The following is a 16,581-nucleotide window of genomic DNA, read 5'->3' as shown; positions in this document are numbered from 1 at the left end:
GGACATTACAGCTGGGAAAGACGCTGCAGCATCTGGTCCGATGCTGAAACCGCTTTGCTGTTGATTTCGTAGGCGCGCTGCACCTGAATCATCGTCACCAGCTCTTCCGCCACGTTGACGTTGGAGGTTTCGACGTAGCTCTGCTTCAGCGTGCCCGCGCTTTCCATGCCTGGGTTCAGTTCATTCGGCGCGCCGGAAGACTGGGTCTCTTTGTAGAGATTGCCGCCGATGCTTTCGAGCCCCGCGTTGTTGACGAAGGTGGTCAGCGTCAGCTGGCCGATCTGTTGCTCTTCAGCCTGACCGGGCACTTTCACGCTGACGATACCGTCGCTGCCAATCGTTAGCTTTTGCGCATCCTGAGGAATAACGATGCCCGGTTGGATCGGATAACCTTCTGCATTCGTTAACTGCCCGTCAGGGCTTTTGCCAAAATGCCCATCGCGGGTGTAGGCGGTGCTGCCGTCTGGCATCTGCACCTGGAAGAAACCTTCCCCTTCGATAGCCACGTCATACTCGTCACCGGTCGAGTTCATTCCACCCTGAGTGTGTACCCGCTGGGTGGAAACAGGACGCACGCCGGTACCCAGTTGCAGACCACTCGGCAGGGTGTTCTGCTCGGTGGACTGGGCGCCTGGCTGGCGCATGTTCTGATAGAGCAGATCCTGGAACACGGCGCGCTGGCGCTTAAAGCCGTTGGTATTGACGTTCGCCAGATTGTTGGAAATAACGTCCATATTGAGCTGCTGTGCTTCCAGCCCGGTTTTCGCGATCCATAAAGAACGAATCATGTTGTAACTCCTTGCGCGAACTTAGCTCACGCTTAATAGCTGGTTAGCCTTCTGGGCATTTTCGTCGGCGGTGCGAATGACCTTCATGTTCATGTCAAAGCCACGGGAGTTGGCGATCATCTGGGTCATCGCGTGCACCGGACTGACGTTGCTGCCTTCGATGGCTTCCGGCGTCAGGCGCAGAGTTTCATCCTGTGCCAGCACATCGCCCGCGGCTGACCGAAACAGACCGTCGTCACCGTGCTGCAGGGCATTGATTTCCGCGTTGACCAGCTTAATGCGCCCGACAGGGACCAGAGCCGTGGGGTCATCGCCCATACCGAGCGCGGAGACGGTGCCGTCCGTACCGATAGTGATATGTGACTGCGGCGGCACTTCCAGTGGGCCACCATCCCCCATTAGCGGACGGCCGTTGACGCTGAGCGCTCCGTCTTGATCCACCTCGATTGCGCCGTTGCGGGTATAACCTTCGCTGCCGTCATCCAACGCCACCGCCAGCCAGCCGTTTTGCGGCAGTGCCACGTCCAGGCTGCGCCCGGTGTGGGTGATGGGCCCCATGGTGGTGTCGTGAAAGGGGGTGGATTCCGCCACCAGCGCGCGCGTACGCAGGGTTTCGCCTTCGATGGGTACCGAGCGAAACGCAGCAAGCTGAGAGCGGAAACCGGCGGTAGAGCTGTTCGCCAGATTATTTGAGGTGACCGCCTGGCGGTTGAGCGCCGCGTTGGCGGCACTCATGGCGGTATAGATAGCGCGATCCATCACTCAGCCTTAACGCAGGTTAACCAGCGTCTGCAGGATCTCAGACTGGGTTTTGATGGTTTGCGAGTTGGACTGGTAGTTACGCTGGTAGACGATCATGTTGACCATTTCGTCGCCCAGGTTCACGTTGGAGGACTCCAGCATACCGCCATCGATATCTCCGAAGCTGCCGGTGCCCGATGTTCCCAGAAACGGCTGGCCGGACTGCACGGTTTCCGCCCACAGGTTGTTGCCCTGCTGTTCCAGACCGCCCGAATTGGCAAAGTCTGCCAGCACCACCTGCGCGACGGTCTGACGCTTGCCGTTGCCGTAGATGGCAATCACTTCGCCCGTGTCACTGACCTGATAGGTACTAAATTTACCCGGCGCCTGACCGTCAATTTCGTCGAGCATGACCTGGGTATCGCTGGCGTTTTGGGTAATATTCAGATCAATATTCACATTCAGCGCTGCTGAGCCGTTGTAAGCGGACCCTATGACGTTCAATGTCACCGGCGCGGTAAGTTTGCCATCGGTCCCAAACGTAAGCGTCTGCACACTCCACGCATCCGTACCCGTGCCCGGCGCGGTGGAATCCTGGGCATGTGCCTGCCACTTCCCTTCCGCGGTATGCACGTAGTAGACCTTAATTGCATGCTTATTACCCAGGCTGTCGGTGGCGGTGACTTCACTGACATAGTTGTAGGTGTCTGCATTGTCAGGATCAAAGACCGGTGTCGCGGGGATAATTTTATCATCAGACTTCAGGTTGCCGGTCACGGAGCCTGCGGTTGACGCTGCTGGCGGCATGTCATCCTTTGGAATGCGGATCGGCCCCACCTGCGCGCCCGGGTTGATCACCCCGTCCGTCGCCTGGTAGCCGGTTAAAAACATCCCGTTGGTTTTGTTGACGATAAAGCCGTTCTGGTCTTGCTCAAACTGACCGTTACGGCCATAGAACACGCTGCCCGCCTGATCGACCATGCGGAAAAAGCCGCGACCGGAAATCCCCATATCCAGCGCGGAGGCGCCGTTCATTAGCCCGCCGTCGCCCATATTCTGATTGACGCCCGCAACCTGCACCCCCATCCCGGTCGAACCGGCAAAGATATCGGCGAAGGAGACGGAGCCTGCTTTAAACCCTACGGTCTGGGAGTTGGCAATATTGTTACCCACGACATCCAGCGCTTTTGCTGCGGCACTCAGACCGCTAAGACCTTGTGAAAAACCCATAATTAATTTCCAGAAAGTAATGACTATTTTTGAATGACAACAACCTGGCCCATGCCGATCGGATCGTTGTTCACCAGATGCAGAATCGGCCCGTTCGGATCCATCGTGACGCCCTGCACCTGGTCCGGTACCAGACCAACCACTTCCGGTTTTTCCCCCTCAGGGTTGCTGGCTTCAAAGGAGAGGGTGTATTCCCTGTCATGCGGCGGCCCCGGCTCCGGCTTGAAGTTTTCCAGGTCGTCGAGGTTGTAGGTATTAATCCCCTTCTTCACATTTTTCAGCTCTGCGGTATACGCCTTGTCGCCGTCGTGCAGGGTGACGGTCACCGTTTCGGCATCACCCGCTAATACGAAGTGGAAGTCGTCCGAGCCGCCAGGACGATCCGCACCGACCTGATGAATACCAATGCCCTCTGGCTCGCCGAAGGAGACCTTCGCCTCCCCTTCAATCAGCACGCTGCGGCCTACCCAGGAGGAAGCGCTCATGCTGCCGAGCTGAACCATCATCGCCTGCACACCCGCCACGGAGCCGTTGAGTTTTTCCACGCCCGCAGTCATGTTGATCTGCGCCAGCTGCGAAGTGAGCTGGTTGTTATCCATCGGGTTGGTGGGATCCTGATTTTTCATCTGCGCGACTAGCAGGGTCATAAACTGATTTGACAGATCTGCCGCGCTGTTGCCGCTACCAATGCCACTTGAGCCATCGTTGTTGTTAATTGAAGAGACCGCCATATGCGTCCTTACTGACCAAGAGTTAATGTTTTCAGCAGCAGACTTTTGGCGGAGTTCATCACTTCCACGTTGGCCTGGTAGCTGCGGGAAGCCGAAATGGTGTTGACCATCTCGTTCATGACGTTAACGTTCGGCATACGCACATAGCCCTGCTCGTCGGCCAGCGGATTGCCCGGCTCGTAGACCAGACGATCCGGTGCGCTGCTTTCCACCACGTCACTCACCTGAACGCCGCCGATCTCCTGCCCGACAGCGTTGTCGACACGGAAAACCACCTGACGGGCGCGATACGGCTGGCCGTCTGGCCCCGCCACGCTGTCAGCGTTCGCCATGTTACTGGCGCTGACGTTGAGGCGTCGGGACTGGGCAGCCATTGCCGATCCCGAAATATCAAATACGCTAAAAAGTGACATCGTTTATTACCCCTGACTTAACACTGACATCATTTTCTTAATATCCGCGCCCAGGAAGGTCAGGCTCGACTGGTATTTCATGGCGTTATCCGCGAAATTCACACGCTCACGATCCATATCCACGGTATTACCGTCGACGCTCGGCTGATCCGGCACGCGATAAAGCAGTTGACTGTCATCAAAAGGCTTTGCTTTCGCTTCAATATGCCGCTGAGACGTCAACGAAAGTGAGACCGGTGATTTGGCCATCGAATTATTTTCCATGGCCTGTTTTAACTGCCCGGTAAAATCGATATCTCGCGCCTGATAGCCTGGCGTATCCGCATTTGCAATATTCGACGCCAGAATATCCTGACGGCGCGACAGCAAACCTAATGCCTGCTGCTGAAAGCGAAAGGCGTCATCGAGTTTATTCATAACGATAGAGTTCCTGCTTCGCATTATTTAAACTGCGTTAGTGTAGTCACCGTGGGTGAAATATCACACTGCAAAGACCCGACACAAATAGGCGCATTTAGGGAAATAGAACGAGCCAGAGAAAAGTTAAAACAATGATTAATTTAATTACCGCCAAAGATGTCACTATTTAATTCAATAAAACCCCTCGCGGAACGTATATAATTTATCCACTTTTTTATTATCATCCCGCTCTATAAAGGCAATACGATGAAGTTGCGATTATTCAGCCCGACAGTAGCCGTTTTACTGTGTTCGGCCTCCGCCCTCGCCAGCGTTCCGTCAACCCAAACGGCAAAACAGCGCCTGTTGCTCAAGCTAGATGCCTTGATTCAGCAACCCGAATCGGGGCCTGATATCGTCCGCACGGTTTCGCTGCTCGCCACCCCCGCGCAGCTGGAGGCCGTCTGCGATAACCCGGAACTGAGCCTGGTCGGGCGTGACAGTCGCCTTACCGGCAAACGCACCGTGCTGGCGCAGTGTGGGCCTCGTCGCCACTTCCTTCCCGTGCGCCTCAGTGCTCAGGGCACATGGTGGATTGCCAGCCAGAGTCTGCCGGGCGGGGCCATTGTTCAGCGCAGCGATATTGAGCCCGTCACTGGCAATCTTGACCACCAGCCCGCCGGCCTGATTTTCAATCCCGACGAAATAGTGGGCCAGCGCCTGACGCGCGCTGTTGTCGCCGGTAAACCGCTGCTGGAAAATCAGCTCCGACAGCAATGGCGGCTGCGCGCCGGGCAGACAGTGGACCTGGTCACCACCGGCTCCGGCTTTCGTATTCGCAGCCAGGGAAAGGCGTTAAACAACGCGGCGGTGGATGAGACGCTGAAAGTGAAAACCGCTGGCGGGCGCACCGTGAGCGGGAAAGTCGATTCGTCAGGACAGGTCATCATTATTTCACAACAATAAATTTTAGGTTTTTTGTGAATCACCGATGAAAGAAGTATCAGTCACATAAAATCATTATCTGTGAGGACAATTATGAGCATCTCCAGCAGCCAGAACACTGCGCCGATTACGAAAATCGCGCCCACTCAGGATTTGCGCGCGCGTATTCACCCGCAGGACGGCGACGTGTCAGCTAACGTGACGCAGCCGCGTCAGGATGACAAAACCGACGTCACCCTGACCACACTGACGAAAAAGATCCAGAACGATGACAGCCGCGATATTGACTACGCGCGCGTCGAGGCGATCCGCACCGCGCTGGCGACAGGGTCGCTGCGCATAGAGCCTGAGAAAATTGCGCAGGCCATGGTGCAGGATATATTTCAGTTTTAACCGCAAGCAGGACCGTTATGGACAAGCTTTATCCCATTCTCACGCAAATGAAAACGTCTCTGGATGAACTGGAGGCGATCATGATTGAAGAGGTCAATCAGCTCAACCGTGCGCAGATAAACCCGGTTTCTCTGCAGGTGCTGGCAGACAATAAAAATCAGCTTCTGACGACCATTCAATATTATGACGACATGCGCCGCCAGCAGGAGCAGCACAGTGCCACGCAGGCCCCCTACCCTGGCCACGGAAAACTGTTCTCGAGCTGGCAGCAGGTCAATGAAAAAGTGCGCAACACGAAAGCGCTCAATCAACAGGTGGAATCGCTGCTGCAGAGTCATATGAAGAAGAACCAGCACATTCAAAAAGCGATTGACCACGTAGTGCGCAACAGTTCGCTTTACGGCCCGGCGGGGGAATCCAGCCAGGTTTCTGGCGGCCACAAATACAACATCAGCATCTGACCCATTCTGTCTGCGTTGTCCTCTTTGCTCGCCTCTGGCGAGCTTTTTTTTACCCGGGAAGCAGGAACAGATGCCCCTCCCCCAAAGGAGGGGAAGGCCATCCGTACATGTTTTTTGAAACAAAGAGAGGAATTAAACCGCGGTATACGCTTTCGCTGAGGCGCTGGATTTACGCATGGTGGACAGTTCGGTGCCAAGCGTGGAGAGGCGGTCCTGAATGGCACGCGAGAGGCGTGCATCAACATCCAGCAGCTGCCCCAGCTGCCCCACCACCTGCTGTTTATTGTGTTGTGCCAGCTGGGTCAAATCGATTTCACACAGCGTTCTCATGCCGATGGAATAGGCCGCCGACTCCTCTACAAATGCGTCCCACTCACCGTCTTCGGCCTGTCGCAGGAGCGTCGCATTGCTCACCAGCATCTGCTCAATAAGTGACAGTACTGCGTTATCCATGTTTCACCTGCTTGTTTTCCGGGTTGATGGCCTGCCAGGTTTCCTGCATCTCCGTCATCAGCGAAATCAGATGCGGCAGGTTTTCACCGGATTTGTTGAGATTCGCCTCCAGCAGCGTGCGCGAAATATATTCGTACAGGCTCTCCAGCTCGGCGGCAATCTGCCCGCCCTTTTCGTGGTCCAGCCCGGCACGCAGGCCGTTGTCGATAATGTTAATCGCGCGGGAGATCATCTCCCCACGGCGGGCAATATTGCCGGACTGAAAGTAGATTTCCGCCCGACGCATGGCGTTGATGGCACCGTCATACAGCAAGACAATCAGTTGGTGCGGTGTGGCGCCCGCAATCTGGCTGTCCAGCGAGACAGCGGTATAGGCGTTATAGCCATTGTTGGTGTACATCGTAAAATCCTGCCGGGCAGTATCCTGCCCGGATTATGATAAAAATTAAATCAACCCTGCCAGCGAACCCTGTAGCTGACTGCTCATGTTGTTCATATCGCTTATCACCTTGTCGAGACGCTGAAACTCTTTTTCCTTGCGCGCCATAGCCTCTTCAATACGCCGTTCCATAGCCGTGATTTGTTTGCCGATACGTTTATCCTGCTCTCGCAGCGACTCAAGGGCGGTTTCGATCACGCCCTCTTTTTTGGTGATGGCGTCTTTATCCCCGAGGTAGGTATCAAAAATACCCTCCATGCGATCTTTGATACCCTCTTTACCGTCTTTGCCCAGGAACAGCGCTTCCACCGCTTTAGGGTTGTCTTTCAGCGCCGCATCCAGCTTTTTGGTATCAATCGACAACTCCCCCAGATTCCCGCCACGCTCGTCGCCAATCTTGCCATCAAACTTCACGGTAATACCGATACTGCCGAGCGACTGTATAACGGCGTCGGCATCGGGATAGTTCCCCCCCACGGTCGCTTTAAGCTGACTGGTGAGGCGGCGAAGTGAGCCATCGCTGAAGAGCGCGCCGTTGGTAGTTGCGGGAGCCGTTGACTGGCTGTCGCGATCCGGGGCGGTATATTTGGTGGCGCTGGCGACGGTGCTGAGGTAGCTGTTGTAATTCTTTACGAATTCCTCAATCAGCGTTTTCACTTTTGAAGTGTCTTCGGTGATGGTGAGAGATTCGGTTTTGTAGCTCTGCGGGTCGTCTGCGGGGAGTCCAGGGTCCTTCAATTCGGAGACTTCTCGTAGTTCCAGCGTCACACCGGTGATCATATCGTTGATGGTGTTTGAACTGCGGGTAACGAGTTTTCCGTTCAGAACAAGTTCGGCATTCTGCGATTCGGTTTCAACGTCCGCACCTTCGAGCTTCTTCTGGAAATCAGTATCAGTGCTCGTCACGTTGATAGTCATATCACCGGCCTCACCGGTCTTTTTCGAGGTCAGCACCAGCTTATGCTTCCCGTCCTCGAGGGTGATTACTTCCGCAACCACATCACCTTTCTGCTCATTAATTTTTTTTGCAATCTGATCGAGAGAGGTTTCATCCTGAGCTAAATTCACCTCCAGCGGTTTTTCACCCTCTTTCAGGGTGATTGTCACCTTCGCACTCGCCTTACCCATCGGTTTATCACGCGTGTTATTCTCGACCGCCAACTGATGCGCTTTCGCCAGCTGTTTTACGGCAACAGAATAGCTGTTAGGGATCGCCCCGCTACCTGCCGTGGCCTTGAAGGTTTTATTGTCGCTGACGCTGACGCCGTTGAACCCTTCATTCTCAAGCTTACCGAGATTGTCCTTCATGGTACTCAACGCGCTGGAGATAGACCCCCAGGCGGAAATCTGCCCCTGAAAGGTGCTTTGCTTTTGCAAATAGGGGTTCAGCTTTTGGCTAATACCCTCACGCTCCACCGCCAGCCACTGGTCGAACGGCAGGTTAGAACCAACGCCTAAGAAATTGGTTGATGCCATAATAAAATGTTCCTCTTGTAATAGGTTAGCCTGTCACTATTCCTATCGGGTAATAGAGACGTAAGTTTAATTTTTCATTTATACGTCAACAATGATTACCCTTCTCCAGAACAGAATTGTGGGCTTATTACGCTATTGCGTTGGGCTAGTTGTGTAATTAATGTCAGTTGTGAGCGTATTTCTTTGGTTTATAAAAAACCTAAAAAAATAATTTAGTCATTTTTATTTCCCCCGATGAATTCAGTATGCGCATCAACGAACGCATAGCACATACAGTTATTATCACTTAAAAGGATATAAACAATGGCACAGGTCATTAATACCAACGCGCTGAGCCTGATGGCTCAGAACAACCTGAACAAATCCCAGTCTTCCCTGGGCACCGCGATTCAGCGCCTCTCTTCCGGTATGCGTATTAACAGCGCAAAAGACGATGCTGCGGGTCTGGCGATTTCCAACCGCTTCACCTCTTCTATCCGCGGTATGACTCAGGCGGCGCGTAATGCTAATGACGGTATCTCACTGGCGCAGACCACCGAAGGTGCGCTGGAAGAAGTGACCGAAAATATGCAGCGTATCCGTGAGCTGACCGTGCAGGCGAAAAATGGTACCAACTCCGATAGCGACCTGGACTCCATCAAGAAAGAGATCGGTACCCGTCTGGAAGAAATTAGCCGCGTTGCGGAAGTGACCAACTTCAACGGCGTGAAAGTGTTCGACGGCTCTCAGGACGAAATTTCCATTCAGATCGGCGATAAAGACGGCGATACCATCGACATCAAACTGAACAAGCTGGACATGGAAACTCTGGGTCTGGATAAATTTATGGATGATTTCGCGGATATCGGGATTACCATGAATGGGGCAGGTATTGCGAGCAGCCAATATGATCAAGCAGCAACTAAGCTTACAGCTGATCTCGTCACTGGCATCGACTCACCAGCTAATGGCAAGTGGAAATACACTGCTGCAGAAGCTGATTTATTCAAAACGGCAATACAAAACAAATCAGGCACAGCTCCTACCGGTGATGTTGAAGTGTATCAGCTCAATGGCGAAGTTTTTGCTTACGATGTTGCCGCTGAAAAAATGTATAAAGTCGATGTTACTGCAATTACATTCGCTGAGCACGATGTCGATAACACAAAAGCTAAAGTGACTGCAGTGGCTGGAACTGGCCTGGAAGAACTCGGAGCTGAAGATACGGACATGCTGCTGACGGGCCCATCTGACTTAAACGCAGGTTCGTCCACTCCACTTGGTGACGGAGCTGTAGTTAATAAAGCAGGTGGTGGTACTCTGACCCTTAATGCCACTAAACTCGACGAAATTGCAGAAGAAGCCTTCGGTACGGGTCAGACAGCTGAAAATTCAGGCATGAAGCTGATCAAGATGACCAGTGCTGGTGGACCCGAACGTTACTTTGCGTACGGCGAGGATACTTCTGGTACTAAAATATTACAAGAAATCACATTTAGTGCTGCTGATGTGCCAGCGGCAGCTGATGTCCGTCCTGCCGACAGCGACCTTGTTCTGAAAGAGTTTGGTGCGGTGGCAGCTGATGGCCTGCTGGCCGACCTGGATGCCGCCCTGACCAAAGTCGCTGACTTCCGTGCCGACCTGGGTGCCGTTCAGAACCGCTTCAGCTCCATCATTGCGAACCTGAACACCAACATCATTAACACCACCGAAGCGCGTTCTCGTATTCAGGACGCTGACTTCTCCGTGGAAGTGTCCGCCATGAGCCGTGCAAACATCCTGCAGCAGGCTGGCGTGTCCGTACTGGCCCAGGCCAACCAGGTTCCGCAGAACGTGCTGTCCCTGCTGCGTTAATCTGCGTAACCCCCTCAAACACTTACGCGCATGTCCTCCATGCGCGGTTGCCCTCCCAGGTGGAGGGCTTTTTTTATTCGATAAACGCCCGTCCTTCCTGCGTGTGTATCCAGCGCGGGAACTTCAGTCGTTCGGCAAAATAGCCGGTCAGGTCGTACAGTAAATCCATCATCACCCGTGCGCTATTGTCAGAGAGCCCTCCCCCCAGCAGCTGTTGGGTAATCACTTCGCAGTAGTGGCAAAGCTGATCGGTTTCCGGGTTAAATTCCGGGTACGTTACGGGTTCACTGTCTACAGTCAAAAAGTCCACCAGATGGGGCGGAATCGGGTCGGTCAGCGTCGGTTTAAGTAGGGCCAGACAGGCGCTTAAGCGACCGCATAATGCTGCTTTTACGACGGGATCGCGCTCTTCCAACAACGCGTCGCAAAAACGTTCGCAGTGGTCGGCAAGATCGGTGAAATCGGTATGATGGTCGAACGGGGTGGTGAAAAGATGTTGTAAAGCCATAGCGTAACCTCCAGAAAATGGTATGCGTTGTCCCCAGTGCATTTTTCAGGAGGTCAATCCCGACGCCAGCTGTGGCTGACGTGCGTGCACATTACGCCCGGCGATAAGGGATGAACAGAGGGTCATTCGGGAGAAATTTAAACTTGCGAGGCGTCTTCAGAAAAGCGAAAAAAATGGGATGAAAAGCATGAAGTCTGGTGCTGTATTTTCCCCCGCACCCCAGCCCTCTCCCTCAAGGGAGAGGGCGTATTCGGTGCAGTTCGTCGGCCGGGCAAGCGCAGCGCCGCCCGGCAAAAACGAAAATTAAACGTTAAACCGCTTCACCACGCTTTCCAGCTCCATGGACTGCTCTTCCATCGCTTTCGCCGCCGACGACAGTTCCGCTACCAGCGTCGTATTCTGCTGGGTCGCCCCTTCGAGCTGGCAAACCGCGACGTTGACCTGTTCGATACCCGCACGCTGTTCACGGCTGGCGGTCTTGACCTCTTCCATCAGGGTGGAGACCTCCCCCACGGACGTTACCAGCGCATTCATCGTCTCTCCGGCATCCTGCACCAGGCGACTGCCGTCCTGTACGCCGCTCACGGCCTCGTTAATCAGCTCGCGGATCTCCTTCGCGGAGCTGGAGGAACGCAAGGCGAGATTACGGACTTCTGTGGCCACCACGGCAAACCCGCGCCCCTGCTCACCGGCACGCGCGGCCTCCACCGCCGCATTCAGCGCCAGAATATTGGTCTGGTAGGCGATACCGTCAATCACGCCGACAATATCCGCCACCCGCGCTGAAGACGATTCAATATGGCCCATTTTGTCCACCGCCGCGTTCATTAGCGCTGCGCCGCGCCGGGCAATTCCTGCCGCCTGCGTCGCCAGCCTGTCGGCATGCTCTGCGTTATCCGCATTGTTGGCCACGATACCGGCAATCTCCTCCATCGACGCTGCCGTTTGCGTGAGCGAAGCAGACTGCTCTTCGGTACGCGACGAAAGCGACAGGTTGCCGTCGGCAATCTGGTGCGATGCCGCGGCAATGGTCCGGGTGCTGGCCCCGACCTGTTGCAAAAGTCCCTGAAGATAATTCATAAACGTGTTCACGTGGGTGGCAATCGCGTTCAGCTCCTGTGTACCGCTCTCAGGAAGACGGCGCGTCAAATCAGCACCGCCAGCAGAGAGCGCAGCGAGACGCTCTCCCACCCCCTGAAGATTACGCATCAGGATGCGAACGCTCAGGAGCAGTACGCCAGCCAGCAGAAGCAGAAGCGGGATCTGCACCATTGCCAGACGCACTAAAATATCGCGGGTCTGCTTGCTTAGCACGCTGCTCCGGGTATCGGTCGCCACAAACCACGGACTGCCGGCAATCGGATAGAGAAAGATGGTGTGTTCGCCATCCTCAGCGTCATAGGTTTGCTCACTGTGACCGTCCACCTGCCGGCTTAACATCGCCTGCAGCAGGGCAATCTCTTTGCCGGGGATCTCGCTGATGTTTTTCAGCGCCGGCGTATTATCCGTTGCTCGGCTGTAAGCCACAATTTTGCCGCTGGCCTCTACAATCAGCACGCCACCTTCCAGAGGTTCAGCCATTTTACGGGCAAGCTGATTGAAGAAGCCCAGCGTGACGTCAAGCGTCGCCACCCCCCATAGCTGGCCATCACGATAAATGGGCATCGCGCAGTTGGTGCGCGGCTGAGGACTCGCCGCATCCATATAGGCCTCAGCCCAGGCGCACTGTCCTTTCGCCGCGCGCATCCCCGCCTTAAACCACGGCTGCTGCCAGTAGGCCGGGGCATCAGGCTGATTCCAGGTGGTATTCAGACGCAGCGTTTTTTGCGCGTCGCGGGCAAAGAAGGTGCTGTACTTTTCGATACCAGGCTCTCGCTTCCCCGGCAGCGGCCACACGCCGCCGCCGAAGAGAGTGGCATCGCCGTACTGATCAACCAGCGCAGGAAGCAAACGATCGATATCCGCGCTATCCAGCCGCGAGACGGTTTCAGTAATAGTGCGCTGCTGCGCCTCTACGCGAGACATCAGTTGCGTAATGGCGGCAGCCTGCTCACCAATTTCATGGTGGACGCGCCGGTATTCGTTTTTCAGCAATTGGGGTGCGACAAAATTCAGCACGACCCAGACGGTGAGTGCCGTAAGCAATAAAAAGAAAGCAGAGACCAGTAAGAAGGCTCTACTTTGAAGTGACGTAAACATAAATAACAACTCTAAAAGAAAAAATTTAAGGTGGAATTATTGATGGCGAGGATTAGCCCTTCACCCGCTGCGTTAACGCATTCGCCACCGTATACACTTCTTCAATCAACACGCTGTTATTGTGCGCAACGGATGGCACACCGCTTTGTGCCTGCATCATCGCATCGTCAATTAAGGCTCTGAGCTCTTTCGAAGAGCGCGCGCAACGGCTGGCCAGATTGCGTGACTCCACAGCAAAAACACTCTCTTCATTATCCATCGAGTAGCTGTAGGCCCGGCTGGCAAGCTGTACCAGCGTGCCGCTGCTGTTGGCAATGTTCAGAGCAGCATCATTCAACGCCCCCATCGCCTGGACGACATGGGTCGCACTTTCGCTCAGCGTTGCCAGGGTATTCGGATTGGCCTCAGGAACCCGCAGCAAACGCTCATTTTCCTGGGCAATAGTCATGGCAGCGCGTGCAATCACATTCACCTGCTCGCCGATATCTTTCATCAGCGGTGGTAAATGCGCTCCCTGATCGCTTTTTAACTGTGTGGGGAGTTCTTCATTCAGACGAGAAAGATGAAGGTTGAGGCTTCGCAGTAGCGTGAGCGTAGAAACCAGCAGCAGGGCCGCCAGCGGCCAGGGCTTGTGCAGGAGAATCCCTGGTCGTTCCCCCATGCGACGGGTGGGTACGTCAATGGCCAGCTGCCACGGCGTATCAGCAATTGGCACAACCACCAGCGTATGTTCTCCGCTGGCGCTACGAAAACGGGTATGTCGCAACCCCTCTCCGGACTGAGCCAGAAGCGAACGTAGCGGCACTGCCATCGGCAGGTCAGTATCGTTAAGGGATTGCACATTGGGCGCCCCTGCGGCATCACCAATAATGCGTCCTGTATCCTCCACCATCCAGGCCCGGCCCCCCAGACGCTCGCCCATCTCTTTAACCAGCGCATTGAAGAACTGACGATGGCTCCCCGCCTCTTCCGCCACGTCGGTTTCCCCCGGAGGCCCCTTGTCCATGGCGAAGCTTTTCAGGGTCACGACACTTTCGGTCACCGTGCGCTGCTGTGCTTCAACACGATCGAGCTGTTCACGTAACTGGGTCGCGAGGGTGTCAACCTGCGTGCGCAGGCGCTGCCCTTCGGTGCGGATAAACCAGGGCATGATGCCGGTCTGCACCAGAATCAGGAGTGTAATAAAGATAATGATCAGTATGACTGTGAAAACCATGTATTTAGCGCCTGTACGTTAAACGGCAGCACGACGCTGCCTCAACAGGGCTATTTTATTATGCGGGGGTCAGGAAATATGCTCTTCAAACCGTTGATAACAGCGCATTCCTGTTATCCATCGATAAAAATAATTTTGCGCACACTCTGCCAGCGCTTAACCAGCCAGCCATCGACGCTATAGCAGGTTCCGCCCAGGCTCATCAGTACCAGCCCCAGAACGATATAAAGCGCTTCTGGCAGGTAAAAGAGCCAGCTCAGCCAGGCTATCAGGTTAAGCCCCGGTGGAATAGTGTAAATACCAATCGTGACCAGTGCGACGCTGCTGATTATCATCAGCGTCAGTGCACTAAAACGGGTGAATAAACCCAGCGTTAACAGCATCCCCATAAAACATTCAAGAAATGCCACGACCACCGCCATCACCGCAGGAAAAGGAATACCGGCATCGTGCAGGGTACCCAGCATCAGCAACTGGTTCTCAGGAACAAATAACTTATTAAACCCGGCCGTAAAGAAAAAGATCCCCATCACCAGGCGGCAAATAAAGACCGGCAACATCGCAGGGGTATCTGACGTCTGTAAACAACGCGTGAGAGTGAACATTAGCCTTCCTTGTAAAATATTTACTGTTTAATAAATTCAATGACATGTGTTTACAACAGTATAAATTGATGGTCTTCTTGCGCAACCATTCCCATACATTCTTCCCTACAATTAATAATCTTTGTCATATTAATTTTTATTAACTCAAGACATTGATTACCTCTCCCCAGCAAAGCCTTGCGCCTGGCGGCCTGACCGCTCCAAAGGTAAGCAATTGGTTTTAATATGATTAAAATTACATTCACTTCACCAGACAATTAGCAAGGTTATTTTACCACCGATTAATAACCTTAAAGTGGGTATGGCTGTTATTACTTAGTGGTTGCAAAAAAATGAAGTACGACATAAAAAGCATGTCGCTCTGACCACTCGCTAGCAATAAAGTGGAATCATTACTATTAATTACAATAGCCAACAGCGATACCCATTACACCAGAAGAATCAAATAACTATGCTCAATTACATCGCGATTGGAACAGGCGTGACGCTGGATCTTCAGACGCGCACGCTTGCCCGCACGGACCGGGAAGCCAACGTCACGCTCCCCCAAAGTGCCTGCCTGTGCCTCGCCGCCATGGCGGAAGCACAGGGCGAGGTGCTGTCGCAGGAACAGCTGATGGATATAGGCTGGCGCAGCGCTGGCGTGGAAGTCACAGAAAACAGTGTACGAGTGATGATAACAAAACTTCGCCGCGCATTTGCCCAGCTTGAGGTGCACGAAACAGTCACCCTCGTCGCCGTAACGCGCAGCGGTTACCGGCTGGTCGTACGGGAAAACGGTGCGGAGCAGCCTGCACCAGACGCGAAGTCACCTGTGCTGCTCGCCGAAACAGACACGACAACCTCCCCAACCGTTACCCCTGCCCTACCGCGCGCACGTCAATCCATTACGCTTGCTGTGGGTGTCACCCTCGCCGGTCTGTTCGCGGGCGTGGGTCTGGCTATTTTACTGCGAAACCTTTTCTTCTTTAGCCCAATCCCTGTGCATTTTGTCCCGTGGAATGGACCCGGCATACCGCCTGGTGCGGAAGTGCTGGTTCAGCAGAGCGACCAGAACAAACAAGCGCTTATTGAAGCCACGCTGCAAACCTATAAGCAACACGTGCTGGACAGACGCGCAGATGAACAATCTGCCCCGGTGCTTTACGTCACGACCGGCTCAGAAAAAATGAGCAAGTTCCAGGGGCTGATTGCCTGTCAACAACGCTTAAAGGACTCAGGGAATGACTGTGAATCGTTCTATTTTCGCCTCTACTAAATTCAGGCTCGCGCTGCTGTTCACCGCTGGCGCGTTAGTGGGGCTTGGCGGGAAAGTATTTTACGGGATTTATTATTCGCCGTTTAAATCCACGTGCGTCGCGCCAACTTCCTATTACACCATTGAGGACGCTAACAATGCGACGCTGGTACGCGGGATATATCGTTCGTATCGCGACAGTCTCTTTAGCGGGCACACCACCTATATTGGCAGTCTTAGCCACTTTAAGGAGGGTAAGCTGGCAGGACGACCCACGGCGATACACCGTGAAGTGCGTTTTGACACGGATGTGGAAGGGAAACGCATCCACCTGACGGTCACGAGCCAGCACCGCAAGCTGGGGGATCAGAGTAGCGATCGGGAAGTCAAAGACTATGTCTACCCGCATATAGAGCGGGGAGAGGTTGCAACCAGCACCATCTATATGCTGGATAATAAAGTGCTGGCCAGTGGTACCGAATCCGTTGCCCGTATCGTCTGCACCAACTGACGC

At 54.1% G+C, this 16,581-nt stretch carries 19 protein-coding genes; 6 read left to right on the top strand and 13 right to left on the bottom strand.

Features of this window, described 5'->3' with window-relative positions; translation table 11 throughout:
- Positions 1–5: 5 nt before the first annotated feature.
- Genes flgG through flgB form a run of 6 tightly spaced genes read right to left on the bottom strand, consistent with a single transcriptional unit; the run spans position 6 to position 4,344 of the window.
- Complete coding sequence (flgG, locus tag ACMVME_RS08360; protein ID WP_040017866.1) at positions 6–788, bottom strand: flagellar basal-body rod protein FlgG; 783 nt, start codon at positions 786–788, stop codon at positions 6–8.
- A 21-nt stretch (positions 789–809) separates the two neighbouring features.
- Entirely contained in the window at positions 810–1,547 is a 738-nt protein-coding gene (locus ACMVME_RS08355; protein WP_040017867.1) for a flagellar basal body rod protein FlgF, read from the bottom strand.
- Positions 1,548–1,556: 9 nt separating this feature from the next.
- Complete coding sequence (gene flgE, locus ACMVME_RS08350; RefSeq protein WP_251858757.1) at positions 1,557–2,759, bottom strand: flagellar hook protein FlgE; 1,203 nt, start codon at positions 2,757–2,759, stop codon at positions 1,557–1,559.
- Between the two features lie 23 nt (positions 2,760–2,782).
- A complete protein-coding gene (locus ACMVME_RS08345; protein ID WP_251858758.1) occupies positions 2,783–3,490 on the bottom strand; it encodes a flagellar hook assembly protein FlgD in 708 nt (235 codons plus the stop codon).
- 8 nt (positions 3,491–3,498) lie between these two features.
- The gene (flgC, locus tag ACMVME_RS08340; protein WP_059306718.1) at positions 3,499–3,903 is read right to left on the bottom strand and encodes a flagellar basal body rod protein FlgC; all 405 of its coding nucleotides are present in this window, start codon (positions 3,901–3,903) and stop codon (positions 3,499–3,501) included.
- A 6-nt stretch (positions 3,904–3,909) separates the two neighbouring features.
- Positions 3,910–4,344 carry a flagellar basal body rod protein FlgB gene (flgB, locus tag ACMVME_RS08335; protein ID WP_251858759.1) on the bottom strand — a complete coding sequence of 145 codons (435 nt, stop codon included), beginning with the start codon at positions 4,342–4,344 and terminating at the stop codon, positions 3,910–3,912.
- Positions 4,345–4,569: 225 nt separating this feature from the next.
- Here flgB and flgA point away from each other — a divergent pair, with 225 nt between their 5' ends.
- The 3 genes from flgA to ACMVME_RS08320 all read left to right on the top strand — a co-directional run bounded on the left by flgA (position 4,570) and on the right by ACMVME_RS08320 (position 6,101).
- On the top strand, positions 4,570–5,268 hold the full coding sequence (flgA, locus tag ACMVME_RS08330; protein WP_134178642.1) for a flagellar basal body P-ring formation chaperone FlgA: 699 nt from the start codon (positions 4,570–4,572) through the stop codon (positions 5,266–5,268).
- Positions 5,269–5,340: 72 nt separating this feature from the next.
- Positions 5,341–5,640 carry a flagellar biosynthesis anti-sigma factor FlgM gene (flgM, locus tag ACMVME_RS08325; RefSeq protein WP_025203765.1) on the top strand — a complete coding sequence of 100 codons (300 nt, stop codon included), beginning with the start codon at positions 5,341–5,343 and terminating at the stop codon, positions 5,638–5,640.
- A gap of 17 nt (positions 5,641–5,657) precedes the next feature.
- Entirely contained in the window at positions 5,658–6,101 is a 444-nt protein-coding gene (locus ACMVME_RS08320; RefSeq protein ID WP_414743409.1) for a flagella synthesis protein FlgN, read from the top strand.
- 132 nt (positions 6,102–6,233) lie between these two features.
- Here ACMVME_RS08320 and ACMVME_RS08315 read toward each other — a convergent pair whose 3' ends face one another.
- The 3 genes from ACMVME_RS08315 to fliD are packed head-to-tail and all read right to left on the bottom strand — an operon-like array spanning position 6,234 to position 8,469.
- The gene (locus ACMVME_RS08315) at positions 6,234–6,554 is read right to left on the bottom strand and encodes a flagellar protein FliT (RefSeq protein ID WP_040017882.1); all 321 of its coding nucleotides are present in this window, start codon (positions 6,552–6,554) and stop codon (positions 6,234–6,236) included.
- Complete coding sequence (fliS, locus tag ACMVME_RS08310; RefSeq protein WP_025203762.1) at positions 6,547–6,954, bottom strand: flagellar export chaperone FliS; 408 nt, start codon at positions 6,952–6,954, stop codon at positions 6,547–6,549. Before fliS ends, ACMVME_RS08315 begins: the two co-directional genes overlap by 8 nt.
- Before the next feature lie 45 nt (positions 6,955–6,999).
- Positions 7,000–8,469: a flagellar filament capping protein FliD gene (fliD, locus tag ACMVME_RS08305; RefSeq protein WP_223399012.1), complete on the bottom strand. Its 1,470-nt coding sequence runs from the start codon at positions 8,467–8,469 to the stop codon at positions 7,000–7,002.
- A gap of 303 nt (positions 8,470–8,772) precedes the next feature.
- Here fliD and ACMVME_RS08300 point away from each other — a divergent pair, with 303 nt between their 5' ends.
- Positions 8,773–10,302 (top strand): flagellin, encoded by a 1,530-nt coding sequence (locus tag ACMVME_RS08300; protein ID WP_251858761.1) that lies wholly within the window; start codon positions 8,773–8,775, stop codon positions 10,300–10,302.
- 73 nt (positions 10,303–10,375) lie between these two features.
- Here the strand turns inward: ACMVME_RS08300 and ACMVME_RS08295 are convergent, their stop codons facing one another.
- From ACMVME_RS08295 to ACMVME_RS08280, 4 genes are all read right to left on the bottom strand, one after another.
- Positions 10,376–10,810: a hypothetical protein gene (locus tag ACMVME_RS08295; protein WP_251858762.1), complete on the bottom strand. Its 435-nt coding sequence runs from the start codon at positions 10,808–10,810 to the stop codon at positions 10,376–10,378.
- Between the two features lie 303 nt (positions 10,811–11,113).
- Complete coding sequence (locus ACMVME_RS08290) at positions 11,114–13,009, bottom strand: methyl-accepting chemotaxis protein (protein WP_025203758.1); 1,896 nt, start codon at positions 13,007–13,009, stop codon at positions 11,114–11,116.
- A gap of 52 nt (positions 13,010–13,061) precedes the next feature.
- The gene (locus ACMVME_RS08285) at positions 13,062–14,225 is read right to left on the bottom strand and encodes a methyl-accepting chemotaxis protein (protein WP_251858763.1); all 1,164 of its coding nucleotides are present in this window, start codon (positions 14,223–14,225) and stop codon (positions 13,062–13,064) included.
- Positions 14,226–14,338: 113 nt separating this feature from the next.
- Positions 14,339–14,830: a DoxX family protein gene (locus ACMVME_RS08280; RefSeq protein ID WP_251858764.1), complete on the bottom strand. Its 492-nt coding sequence runs from the start codon at positions 14,828–14,830 to the stop codon at positions 14,339–14,341.
- 451 nt (positions 14,831–15,281) lie between these two features.
- Between ACMVME_RS08280 and ACMVME_RS08275 the strand changes: the two genes are divergently transcribed.
- Positions 15,282–16,088, top strand: a complete 807-nt coding sequence (locus ACMVME_RS08275) for a winged helix-turn-helix domain-containing protein (RefSeq protein WP_241189985.1) — start codon at positions 15,282–15,284, stop codon at positions 16,086–16,088.
- On the top strand, positions 16,054–16,578 hold the full coding sequence (locus tag ACMVME_RS08270) for a hypothetical protein (RefSeq protein ID WP_251858765.1): 525 nt from the start codon (positions 16,054–16,056) through the stop codon (positions 16,576–16,578). Before ACMVME_RS08275 ends, ACMVME_RS08270 begins: the two co-directional genes overlap by 35 nt.
- The last annotated feature ends 3 nt before the right edge of the window (positions 16,579–16,581 follow it).

Origin of the sequence: Enterobacter cloacae complex sp. 2024EL-00711 (genome assembly GCF_047529885.1) — a bacterium.
Classification (GTDB): Bacteria; Pseudomonadota; Gammaproteobacteria; order Enterobacterales; family Enterobacteriaceae; genus Enterobacter; species Enterobacter ludwigii.
This window is presented reverse-complemented; position numbering and strand designations above follow the sequence as displayed.